This window comes from Pseudomonas sp. F3-2 (genome assembly GCF_038804275.1).
In the GTDB taxonomy this organism is placed as follows: Bacteria; Pseudomonadota; Gammaproteobacteria; order Pseudomonadales; family Pseudomonadaceae; genus Aquipseudomonas.
This window is the reverse complement of sequence record NZ_CP152388.1, coordinates 1,108,892-1,120,385: the sequence shown is the minus strand read 5'-3', so window position 1 is coordinate 1,120,385 and position 11,494 is coordinate 1,108,892. Positions and strand designations below refer to the sequence as shown.

At 60.3% G+C, this 11,494-nt stretch carries 8 protein-coding genes; 4 read left to right on the top strand and 4 right to left on the bottom strand.

Translation table 11 applies throughout. The features are described from left to right. Position 1 precedes the first annotated feature (1 nt). On the bottom strand, positions 2-361 hold the full coding sequence (locus tag AAGQ88_RS05090) for a PilZ domain-containing protein (protein WP_285423152.1): 360 nt from the start codon (positions 359-361) through the stop codon (positions 2-4). Positions 362-668: 307 nt separating this feature from the next. Next, entirely contained in the window at positions 669-1,043 is a 375-nt protein-coding gene (locus AAGQ88_RS05085) for a hypothetical protein (protein WP_093461629.1), read from the bottom strand. A gap of 178 nt (positions 1,044-1,221) precedes the next feature. On the opposite strand from AAGQ88_RS05085, the gene pyk reads away from it, so the two are divergent. Beyond that, positions 1,222-2,673: a pyruvate kinase gene (gene pyk, locus AAGQ88_RS05080; RefSeq protein WP_093461632.1), complete on the top strand. Its 1,452-nt coding sequence runs from the start codon at positions 1,222-1,224 to the stop codon at positions 2,671-2,673. Positions 2,674-2,845: 172 nt separating this feature from the next. On the opposite strand, the gene AAGQ88_RS05075 is transcribed toward pyk, so the two are convergent. Both AAGQ88_RS05075 and AAGQ88_RS05070 read right to left on the bottom strand, forming a co-directional pair. Continuing rightward, complete coding sequence (locus AAGQ88_RS05075) at positions 2,846-3,784, bottom strand: iron-sulfur-binding ferredoxin reductase (protein WP_342654597.1); 939 nt, start codon at positions 3,782-3,784, stop codon at positions 2,846-2,848. Next, positions 3,777-4,898 (bottom strand): GGDEF domain-containing protein, encoded by a 1,122-nt coding sequence (locus AAGQ88_RS05070; RefSeq protein WP_285423150.1) that lies wholly within the window; start codon positions 4,896-4,898, stop codon positions 3,777-3,779. Before AAGQ88_RS05070 ends, AAGQ88_RS05075 begins: the two co-directional genes overlap by 8 nt. A 327-nt stretch (positions 4,899-5,225) precedes the next feature. Here AAGQ88_RS05070 and AAGQ88_RS05065 point away from each other — a divergent pair, with 327 nt between their 5' ends. From AAGQ88_RS05065 to AAGQ88_RS05055, 3 genes are all read left to right on the top strand, one after another. Next, the gene (locus tag AAGQ88_RS05065) at positions 5,226-6,230 is read left to right on the top strand and encodes a hypothetical protein (protein ID WP_342654596.1); all 1,005 of its coding nucleotides are present in this window, start codon (positions 5,226-5,228) and stop codon (positions 6,228-6,230) included. A gap of 82 nt (positions 6,231-6,312) precedes the next feature. Beyond that, entirely contained in the window at positions 6,313-8,946 is a 2,634-nt protein-coding gene (locus tag AAGQ88_RS05060) for an RHS repeat domain-containing protein (RefSeq protein ID WP_342654595.1), read from the top strand. A gap of 92 nt (positions 8,947-9,038) precedes the next feature. Next, on the top strand, positions 9,039-11,483 hold the full coding sequence (locus AAGQ88_RS05055) for an RHS repeat-associated core domain-containing protein (RefSeq protein WP_342654594.1): 2,445 nt from the start codon (positions 9,039-9,041) through the stop codon (positions 11,481-11,483). Positions 11,484-11,494: the final 11 nt, after the last annotated feature.

Genomic DNA, 11,494 nt, shown 5'->3' with positions numbered 1-11,494 from the left:
TTCAGGCGGACGCTTCCAGAGGATAGAAGCTGAAATAACGCTGCAAGGCCTGAATGAGGTGGTAATACTCGGCTGGCGCAACCTGCAGCCTGAAACCGGAATCGAAAACGCCAGGCGTTTCGTCTTCCTGACACCACAGGCAGCTGGCGTTGATATCGATGTTGTAGAGTCCGTTCTTCTCGTCCGGGACTTTCAGGCGAAGCTGAAAGTCGGCACCGACGAGAATGGGCAGGTCGCTGATCAGCATCAGCCCCTGTTCGGATACATTACCCAGGCAACCTAACGGCTTATCGGTGTATCGATTGAACACCTGCAGGTAATACGGCAGCTGGTGACGCTCTATTCGCCTTTCGTTCAGCATTGGACACTCGCCCTGGAAAGACCATTTAGCATGGTCGTGCTAGTGCATTGAGATTCGGTCGTACGTGAACTGCCGGGACGACGTAAACGAACGAATCCACCTGTTCATTACAACAGGGACGTCATCTGACTCACCAGCGTTAACCGAAGTCACTCATCCGATTATTCGATTTCGCGATAACCGCGACGATAAACCGAGCGCCCTCGCCACTCCTGTGAGAAACACTTAGGTCCCTACTCATTGCAGCCTAGCCAAGATTTTTACAAAGGCCACTCAAAACAGGTGCCGTCCATCCATACGGGTGTAATCAGAGTGACGCAGGCCGTGCCACCGCTGGCGGAGCGAGGTTGTCGTAACCCAGCTGGTGCAGGGTATCCAGGCGCGCCTGAGCCCGGAAAGCGTATTCGCTGTACGGAAACTGAGTAATGATGAAGCGATAGGTCTGCACGGCGTCGACGTACAATTTCTGGCGTTCCAGGCACTGGCCGCGCAACATTGACACTTCCGGTTGCACATAGCGCCGCGCGCGGCTCTCCCGGTCGACCTTCGACAGGTTGTACATCACAGCGTCGCAGTCGCCCTGGGCGTAGGCGCGGTTGGCATTGTTCAAGTGGCTGTTCATCGCCCAGCGAGTGCAGCCGCTGAGGGCGGCAAGCGCCACAAATATGATCACGATTCGCATGAGAGTCTCCTGTGCTCTGCATTGTATCGGCGCCTGACGGGATTTCTTCAAGAGCGATTTGACTGCCGCCGGTCTGCCAGTTGCCCACCATTCGGGCAGTCAGGTAGTGCAAAGGAACAATGACTACAGACCAATACAGTAGTAGCCTCTCGCTGCGCTTCATTTAAGGAGTTTGTGCATGTCCGTTCGCCGCACCAAAATCGTAGCCACACTTGGCCCTGCAAGTAATTCGCCAGAAGTCATCGAGAAGCTGATCCTTGCCGGGCTGGACGTCGCCCGCCTGAACTTCTCCCACGGCACGCCCGACGAGCACAAGGCTCGCGCGAAGCTGATCCGCGACATCGCTGCCAAGAACGGCCGCTTCGTCGCGTTGCTGGGTGACCTGCAAGGCCCGAAAATTCGTATCGCCAAATTCGCCAACAAGAAGATCGAGCTCAAGGTCGGTGACAAGTTCACCTTCTCGACCAGCCATCCTCTGACCGAAGGCACCCAGGAAATCGTCGGTATCGACTATCCCGATCTGGTCAAGGACTGCGGCGTAGGCGACGAACTGCTGCTCGACGACGGACGAGTGGTGATGCGCGTTGATACGCAGACCGCCGACGCCCTGCACTGCACCGTGACCATCGGCGGCCCGCTGTCGGACCACAAAGGCATCAACCGTCGTGGCGGCGGTCTGACGGCTCCGGCGCTGACCGAAAAAGACAAGCAAGACATCAAGCTCGCTGCGGAAATGGACCTGGATTACCTCGCCGTTTCCTTCCCGCGCGACGCTGCGGACATGGAATACGCCCGCAAGCTGCGTGACGAATCCGGCGGCACCGCCTGGCTGGTTTCGAAGATCGAACGCGCTGAAGCCGTCGCCGATGACGAGACCCTCGATGCGCTGATCCGCGCCAGTGACGCGGTCATGGTTGCCCGCGGCGACCTGGGCGTCGAGATCGGTGACGCTGAACTCGTCGGCATCCAGAAAAAAATCATTCTGCACGCACGTCGCCACAACAAGGCGGTGATCGTTGCCACGCAGATGATGGAATCGATGATCTCGAGCCCCATGCCGACTCGCGCCGAAGTGTCCGACGTGGCCAACGCCGTGCTCGACTACACCGACGCCGTCATGCTGTCCGCCGAAAGTGCTGCCGGCTCCTACCCTGTCGAAGCGGTTGAAGCGATGGCGCGCATCTGCGTCGGTGCCGAGCGTCACCCGACCGGCAAGACGTCCAGCCACCGCATCGGCCACTCGTTCACCCGTTGCGACGAAAGCATTGCGCTGGCGGCGATGTACACGGCGAACCACTTCCCGGGCGTCAAAGCGATCATCGCGCTGACCGAAAGCGGCTACACCCCGCTGATCATGTCGCGCATTCGCTCCTCGGTGCCGATCTACGCGTTTTCTCCGCACCGCGAAACCCAGGCACGCGCCGCGATGTTCCGTGGCGTTTACACCATTCCGTTCGACCCGGCGGCATTGCCGGCCGGTCAGGTCAGCCAGTCGGCTGTGGACGAACTGGTCAAGCGTGGTCTGGTCGAGCAAGGTGACTGGGTCATCCTGACCAAGGGCGACAGCTACCACACGATCGGCGGCACCAACGGCATGAAGATCCTGCACGTCGGCGATCCGATGGTTTAAGACGCGGCACGCAACAGGCAAAAGCCCCGGCGCTCGTGAGAGGTCGGGGCTTTTGCGTTGTAGGGCTGCGCATCAGGATCACAAGGCCACTCGGGCCTGATCGCGGTGACCATACTCCTGCAGGTGACGCCACGTACTCTGGGTGGCACACCGAATGGCGAGCCTGCTCCGGTCAGGTTTTCTCCAGAAACACATCGGCGAGCACCTGCCCTCGCGGCAATCCGGCGATGAATAAGCGCCTGGAAAACGCCTCGACGCTCGCGGGTGAGCCGCAGACCAGCGCGATGGTCTGCCGCGAGGTGATGCGCAGATGCGCGAGGGCGGCTTGAAAATCGGCAGCGGCTACGAGTTCGGTCTTCAGGTTTGTATGCGCGTGCGCAAGCTGATTCAACGGTTCGGCCAGATAGTGCTCGCTGCTGTCGCGAGCGACATGCAGTACGTTGATCGGCCCTTGATGATCCTGCCGCAAGGCTTCGCGCAATACGCCCCACAAGGGTCCCAGGCCGGTGCCGGCCGCCAGCAGCAACAACGGCCGGTCCTGCCAGTCACGATCGTATTGCAGTGCGCCGCCGCGCAGTTCGCCGAGCCTGAGCGGATCGCCCGCTTTGAGGGTGCGCGCCACATCGGCGAAGGCACCGGGACGCTGGCAATCGATGTGAAACTCCAGAAATCCGTCCTCGCCAGGCAGGCTGGCCAGCGAATACGGCCGAGCGACGCCGCTGGCGGTCCACAGGACCAGATGCTGCCCGGCGCGATAGCGCAGCGGGCGCTCGGGCTCAAGGCGCAGGCGCAACACCGAAGCACTGAGCCAGTTGCAGTCGCTCACCGTGGCGGGCAGGCCATCGCTGGCAGGATCGAAAATTTCCACGGCCAGGTCGTCGACCACGCGGCACTGACACGCCAGCCGCCAGCCCTTGTCACGTTTGTCGGCGTCCAGCGCCTGCGGCAGTTCATCGAGCGGCTCGCCGCTGACGCAGCGCACCAGACAGGTGTGGCAACTGCCGGCTCGGCAGCTGTAAGGAACGGAAAAACCGGCATCGTTCAGGGCATCGAGCAGGTTGGCAGCCGGCGCGACCGTCCATTGACGGCCGCCTGCCCGCAATTCAGGCATCGGCATAATCCCAGGCGCCGTGACAGCGATTGCGGCCCTGATGCTTGGCCCGGTACAACGCCTGGTCGGCCCGCTGCAGTGCCGGGTCCATGTGGTCATTGCGCTCGATGAGGGTCATGCCGATGGACAGACTCAGGTCCAGATCAGGCACGTCCGCAAGCTTGACCTGCATGAACGCCAGCCGGATACGCTCACAGCAATCGACCAGTTGCGCGCGGGTGCAGCGCGGAATCAGCAACACGAACTCTTCTCCTCCGTAGCGCGCCAGAATGTCATCCGGGCGCAGGCACTCGTCGGCAATCTTGGCGAAGACCTGCAAGACCCGGTCACCTGCGGCGTGACCATAAATGTCGTTGACCCGCTTGAAGTGGTCCAGGTCGATCAGCGCCAGTCCGGCCGCATAACTGCCCTCCATGGCCTCCAGCTCTCGGGTCGCCAGGCGCAGGAAATACCGACGGTTATACAGGTTGGTCAGTTCGTCAGTGGACGCCAGTTCCTCGAGCTGGAACATCATTCCGCGCAGGGTTTCCTGATGGGCCTGCAACGTGATCCTGCGCTGATGCATCCGCTGGCGGGAGGCCTGCACGAACCGTGCGTAGAGGCACAGCCAGGCAAGCACGATGAACAACGCACAGGTCTGCAGCGCAGCCAGGCCGGGATCGTCGAGTTGGTCATGGGCCGCATCCCACAGGTTAAGCCCTGTGAAACCGAGCAAGGCGAGCACCGAACAGCGGATGAATACTTTCGGCCTCAGGTGAAACAGACCGAACAGCAAGACCAGCACATACAGGACCAGAAACGTGCCTCGGGCCGAATCCATGTGGGCGAGCAGAAAGGTCTGCCAGCCAAGCCCCATGAGCACCTGAAACTCGGTCAGGCTCGGGTCTTTGAAGCGCAGGTTGTAGCCGCCAAAGAACACCAGACTCAGCACGCCCTGCATCAGCAATACCGACACACTGGCGAGCCAGACGCCAAAAAACGTCGCGTGGTAATACCCGGCGCAGTACGCAACCATTATCAGCATGATCAATAACACGTACGTGCCAGTTGCCAGGCCAAAACGCTTGAGCCGTAAGCGCTGGATAGATCCGTCTAATGGAGGCTGGGTCGTCATCGTCTGCGCTTTCGTCCTGTCCGGCCACAGGGGCCTGCTTCGCGCCGCTGGCCGAGAGAGGTCAGTGGACGCTTCGATCATCCGGGAAGATGCCAATGTAGTGGAAACCGCGCGTTTCGCCAACGCGCCCGTCGCCCCGGATGTCGATACTGCCATTCGAGTGTAAGGATTCTGGTACTGCGCCGTGCGACGACTGCCGACTCTCCGCGGCGCGCGCCGAAACATCACGTTATATCTGGGCGCCTTCTCGATATATATATTTATATCAATTCGGACGATGTAAGCGCGTAGTCTGAGGCTGCACTCAACAACCACGGAAGGTTACCCATGCATATCGAATTCAAAGATGACGCCAAATGGCTGAGCAAATTCAAGATTGACATTACATCCAACTCGAACAAGCTCTATAACAATGGCAACCAGCAAGTTAAAGTCACGGTGAGTCTGACCCCGGTCAAAGGCCAGGAAATCACTGATGAGCAGATGGACAGCCTTTGGATCTTTCTCATAAAGGATGGCAGTGATTACCGCGATCTGGGCAGGGACTTCGTTCTGTATCCTAATCATTCAGACCGGGCAAAAATCAACAGCCGTTCTCCGGAAGATAATTTCAAGGTATCGCTCGAAAAGACTGCGGACTTGGAATACTACGCCGCGTCAGGTTTTGCGCCCCAGAATCTGCTCAAGTCCGCGCCGCGAAGCCGCGATTTCTATATCTCCACCTTGGCCCATGGTGGCGAACGCTACAAGATCTACGCAGGTATCATTAAGGAGGAAGGCGTCGAATATGCCACCTGCACGTCGCGTTTCAACTCGTATATCGAGCTGGAGACCATCAGCTCCCCGCGCCGCAGACGCAGCGACTTCACGCTGGAGCGAGTCCATGCTTTCGTAGGCTCCACCGACGACGGTGAGACCGAGGTAGACATTGACGTCTATTATCTGCAATTTGCCGAGCGGACGTTGCGAATTGTAGGCGCCACACCGCTGAATGGCGACGATGAGTACTTTTATTATGAAGACTCACAAGCCTACTACCCACTCCGTTCATGGGTTCTCTCCACCTACTTTGAAACCCAGTACCACTTCGGGTTCAAGCCTGGAGCTGCCCGAGACTTCCATTATAAAAATATTTCTGTCGCAATAAACGATCGACCCGGCGCGATGAATTTTTTACGCTTGGAGTTGATCGGCCCCCCGGGGGCTCTCCACAGTCCCACGCACGGACCATCGCGCTGGGTGGTATTCGACCAGTATGGTAACTCGTACGGTATTGAAATGACCCAGAAAAACTCGGGCAACGAAATAGATTTCAGAATGTTTGACGTGTAAGTCGAACTTGCGCTGGCGCGTCATATCAACTTTCTCATGACGCGCTTTTTCACTTAATGGCCTACCACTAAAGAGAATTCGCATGTCCAGCATTCATACCCAAGCCAACAACTTCATGGACTGTATAAAGACCGGTGTCGATGCCCGCACCGGACAATTCACCATCGCTTTCAAACTGCCTCTACTGCCGGCCAACAATCTGGCCGGTCCCGCGCTCACCCCCACGCTGAGTTTTGGCGTACTGGGCTCGACCCGCAATAAAGGGTTCGGACTGGGCTGGTCGCTGGACTTGAGCGAGCTCGACCTGCATCAGGATGCGCCATCGCTGCGCTTGTCGTCGGGCGAACAGTTCGCCGTCGACCTCGACGACACCACCTTCACCCCGGGCAGCGAGCTCAAGCTGTTCGACGCCAAACTCACATCCATGGTGGTGACATGTGAGCATGAAGACGGGTTTCGCGTGGATCAGAAAAACGGTCAGACGGAGATCCTCACTCGACAGCACGACAGCGCGCGCTACCTGGTCACGGAAGTGCGCAGCCCGGAAGGCAATCGCGTGTTCGTCGAATGGGCGCCTCATGGCAATGGCGATTTCATCCTTGAAAGGATCCGCGACGAAACCCGGACCTTGCTCGAGGTGAACACCGATGACGGCGAAGTCGTGTTCTCGATACCGGGACGCGAGGACGAGGCCGTGCGCCTGCAACTGGCCAACGACAAACTCAGCGAGATGTACCTGCCCGGCATCGAGACGCCCTTCTCCGTCGTCTACGACCATCATGCCCTCGACGCCCAGAACTTTCTGCTGCTGCCAACCAGCCTCACCAGCCCTCTGGGCGCGTTCGATTCAGTGATCTGGGCGACTGGGGAAGAAGGCCATCGACTGCCACCCGGTGCGCCTTTCGACGTCATGCCCAGAGTGCTGGAATGGACACACTCGGCGGGAACGGCCCATACCGCACTCACCCGCTATTACGAATGGTCCGGCGCCCATAACTTTCTCGGGTTCGGCAGCGATCAGGCTTTTGACTGGCAGCGAGGGCGCGACAACCTCTATCAGGTCGAGCAGGATTATGAGTACGAAGTCGTCGAAACCCTGACCGCGCCCAACGGGGACACCTTGGCGACCATTACCCGGACGTGGAACCGCTTCCATTTGCTGACCTGCGAAGTGACACGCCGCGGTAGCGCCGAGAAGCGCACCGAAACCACGTTCGGCCTTGAGCCCGATGTCGACTGGGATGGCCAGCCCGCGTGGTGCCAACTGCCCCATCTGCAGACCGTCACTTACATCGACCACAGCCGCGCCGGTGTGCAACGCAGCGAGCAAACCGAATATCGCTACGACGTGTCGGGCAACATCGTATTTGCCCGATCGCCCGCGGGCGTGGAAGAACACAGCGAGTATTACCCGGCTGAAGGCGCTTCGGCTTCGGCCGAAGGCAGCGGTTGTCCGCCCAACGCGCTGGGCATGGTGCGGCATTTGAAGAAAAAGACCATCAAGCCCGCGAACCTCCAGGACGACACCCACGGCGGCGCCCCGATCATGTCCACCACCTACCATTACGAATCACTGGCCTCGAAGCTCAAGGGCGCGCCCGCATTTGTCGTGGTGAACAGCGAAACCGTGAGGGACGACACACAGGGTCGTCTGCTGGAAACCACCACGCAGACCTACATCACCGAACCGGGACCGCACTACGCGCGTCTGGACAGCAAGGTCACGACCCTCAACGGCAAAGCCACCACGACAAGCTTTCGCTACGAACTGAGCGAGGACGAGCTGAGCACTCACACCACCATCACCGGTTTCGAGAACACCGAATACGTGCGTGCCACGCAAAGCAGTGCCAGAGCCCTCGGCACGGGCCGGCTGACGCGAGAGCGCAATCAGGCGGGCGTCGTTTCGCGCTACGTCTACGACAGCCTCGGTCGCGTCACACTGGCGGTGACCGCCGATGACAGCCGCTACGAAGCCAGGCGCGCGTCGACCTACCATGTGCACGATCAAAAAGCGCGTGAATGCAGGACCGGTGACGAGAATCCGGTGTTGATCGAGCATCGGCATTCGACCGGACAGCGTCGTCGCCAATGGCTCGATGGCGAGGGTCGCACAGTGCGTGTAGAGCTCGAAGACATCGACCACGCCCCTGACGTGTTCCGCGAGATCGCCTGCTGTGTGTTCGACGCCGAAGGCCGCACGGTCAGTGAAACGCAGCAGGACTGGCTGCGCGATCCCGAGGATCAGACCACCGTGACCGCACTCAGACTGACCACTCACACGCACTACGACGACTGGGGCCAGACCAGCCTGAGCGTTACACCCGATGGGGTCCAAAGCCATACCGAGCACAACCCGATCAACCTCAGCGTCAAAAGCTGGCAGCAGAATGGTGCACTCAAGGGGCCGCACACGGTCACGCACCACAACGCCGCCGGCAGCGCGATCATGGAGCAGCTCTACGACACCGAGGGCAGGTTGATTCGCGCCAAAAAATGGCAACGCGATGGCTTGGATCGAGTGACCCGAACCACCCTTCAAGTGCCTGGCCAGGTCGATCGCGTAACGTCCGTTCGACTGGACGCATACGGGCGCATCGTCGAACAGCGGCTGGCTGACGACACGGTCGTGAACTGGACCTTCGCCGCTCACAGCGACGACAACCACCCCGAGACCGTCGCCGTCACCGCGCCCCTTGTCACCCAGGCGTCTTGAGCACAGTGCTGGAACACGGCATGTCATGAACGGGAACGCTGCGGCGCAGAGCAGCGCTTCCGATGGAAGCAACATTTCGAAGGATCGAAAACATGAACAATCCCACAATCATCGGTCGTCAGACCTTCGACGGCCTGGGCCGTCAGCTGTCGGTCAGTGTCGGCGGCAACACCTCCCGCTTTCACTACAGTGCCGGGCAACTACCGCCTTCATCGACCACGCTCTCTGATGGCAAAAAGATTGAGTTCACCTATGAGAAAGACCTGAACAACCCCTTGCTCAGGGTTGAAGCTGATGGTGAAGCCGCAACGCAGATAGCCAGGCACGCACAATTCGGACACCCTTCGACGATCGTCGGTGAGCTGGGCACCCAGGCTTTCGCATTCAGCACCACAGGACAGGCGACCGAAGACAGCTGGACCGTCGACGGACAAACGCACACCACCGCCTGGCGCTACTCGTTCAGTGGCCTGCTGCAAGGCTTTCGAGATGCCAAGGGGGTAACCCATCAGCGTGAGTTCGATTCATCTGGCCGCGTGTGCACCACCCGCGTCGGCGAGGTTGACACCCACTACACCTACGACGCCCTGTCGCGACCGGCGACCGTCAGTGTCAGCGACCCGCAAACCGGGAAGACCCTGACCACTGCGATCACGTACGATGCCGCGGGGCGTGAGCACACGCGCACCTTCACCCTCACGCGAACGGGTGAGACGCACGGCACAGACGGTCGAACGATCACCCAGACCCTGACGTACACCGGGCTCGACCAGATCCTCTCTCGAACCTGGGACGATGGCACCGAGCGCCGCACAGAGCATTTCGCCTACGATGTGCGCGACCGGCTCGTGCGCTACACCGCAGATGAGCACGCGGCAGCGCCGGATCCATTCGGCAACCTCATCGTCGATCAGACCTTCGCTTTCAACGCGTACAACGGCCACGAGACAGTCGTGAGCACCTACGCTGACGGCAGCCGCGATGAAGCCCGCTTCAGCTACGCCGTCGACGACCCGACCCGTCCGGTGAAAGTCACTCACACCCATCCGTCCTGGCCGTCAGAGATCACGCTGGAATACGACGCGTGTGGGCGCGTGGTCAGCGACAGCCTTGGTCGCCACCTGAGCTGGAACACCCAGGGTCGACTGACCCAGGTCCGCTCGCCATCCGGCACTTGCACGTACCGATACGACCCCAGCGGACAGCTGACTGACCGAGAAGTCGACGGCCTGCTGACACGTGATTTCTACAGTGCCGACCAACTCACCCATCAGCGTTGCGGCGAAGACAGCATCGAATTGATCGGCGATCTGAGCACACTGTTCGCCGTGAACAAAGTGACGGGCAGCATCCGCAAGACCATCCTGCTGGGCACTGACGCACAGGGCAGCGTGCGCCTCGAAGCCGACGGCTCCGTGCGCACACGCCGCTACACCGCCCATGGGGCACAGGCTCCAGACGCCAGCGAAGTCGCATTTGGCTACGCCGGCGAGCAGATCGAGCCCCTGTCAGGACTGAGCATCCCCGGCGGCAATCGCCCCTATGACCCGGTGCTGATGTGCTTTCTCGCACCCGACACCGACAGCCCGTTCGGGCCGGGCGGGATCAATCCATATGCGTGGTGTGCAGGGGATCCGGTCAATCGAGTAGACCCCGACGGCCATAGCTGGACGGATTACATTCTCCCTGTCGCAGGTATCGCAGTGGCCTTGGCATCAGTAATTGCGGGGCTCATTGCGACCATGCCGGTGGCAGGAGCGCTGATCAGCGTCGGACCAGGCTTGCTGACCTCCACGCAAATCGCCGGGCTCGTCAGTATGGCGCTGGACATCGTCGGCATGACGACAGGCATTGCCAGCGTGATAGTGGAAGCCGCTGGCGACGACAGCGCCGCCTCCGGTGTCTTGGGCGGCATTTCCATGGTCGCCGGCCTGGCGGGCGCTGGCGTAGGCCTAAAGCTGTTCACGTTGAAACAGGCAGGCAAACAGCTCAAGGCGCTGGACCGCAAGCAAGGATGGGCAGTGCCCAAGCCGTGCCGGCTGGGCAAGGGAGAAGTGCTGGCGCAGCACACATCCAAGGGGGTGGACGTCGGGTTCATCGAGACGTATCTCGGCTCCAACCGCGCCGCCCTTCTGACCCACGGAGATCCAAAACGCGCGCTGCTCATGGCGCCAGACGGCAGCACATTGCGTGCAGCCGACCTCGCAAGAGACATCATCGCGCCTCGACTGCAAGCGCTCGGTGCCGGCGCAGATGACACGTTCGTGCTGCTGTCGTGCTGGGGCGGGAAGAACGGTGCTGCGCTGGAGATTGCCAAGGAGCTGGGCCGTCCCGTTCAGGGCTTCACGGAAAAGGTGTTCGTCAAAGGGTTCGCCAATCTGCAGTTGAACCCGAACGCCGCAAACATCCCGACGCAAGCCACTTCTTACCTCGAACGCATGCGTGCGACGGGCAACCCTTTCAAAGCCTGGAAAACCACCTACAAACCGGCGCGATCCAATATCTATCACCCTGACGGCACCGTGGTGCCGGTCTGAATCGTCGGCGC

Excerpts from the sequence above, each read along its gene's own strand:
- AAGQ88_RS05090 (WP_285423152.1), bottom strand. The coding sequence starts at position 361 with ATGCTGAACGAAAGGCGAATAGAGCGTCACCAGCTGCCGTATTACCTG.
- AAGQ88_RS05085 (WP_093461629.1), bottom strand. The coding sequence starts at position 1,043 with ATGCGAATCGTGATCATATTTGTGGCGCTTGCCGCCCTCAGCGGCTGC.
- pyk (WP_093461632.1), top strand. The coding sequence starts at position 1,222 with ATGTCCGTTCGCCGCACCAAAATCGTAGCCACACTTGGCCCTGCAAGT.
- AAGQ88_RS05075 (WP_342654597.1), bottom strand. The coding sequence starts at position 3,784 with ATGCCTGAATTGCGGGCAGGCGGCCGTCAATGGACGGTCGCGCCGGCT.
- AAGQ88_RS05070 (WP_285423150.1), bottom strand. The coding sequence starts at position 4,898 with ATGACGACCCAGCCTCCATTAGACGGATCTATCCAGCGCTTACGGCTC.
- AAGQ88_RS05065 (WP_342654596.1), top strand. The coding sequence starts at position 5,226 with ATGCATATCGAATTCAAAGATGACGCCAAATGGCTGAGCAAATTCAAG.
- AAGQ88_RS05060 (WP_342654595.1), top strand. The coding sequence starts at position 6,313 with ATGTCCAGCATTCATACCCAAGCCAACAACTTCATGGACTGTATAAAG.
- AAGQ88_RS05055 (WP_342654594.1), top strand. The coding sequence starts at position 9,039 with ATGAACAATCCCACAATCATCGGTCGTCAGACCTTCGACGGCCTGGGC.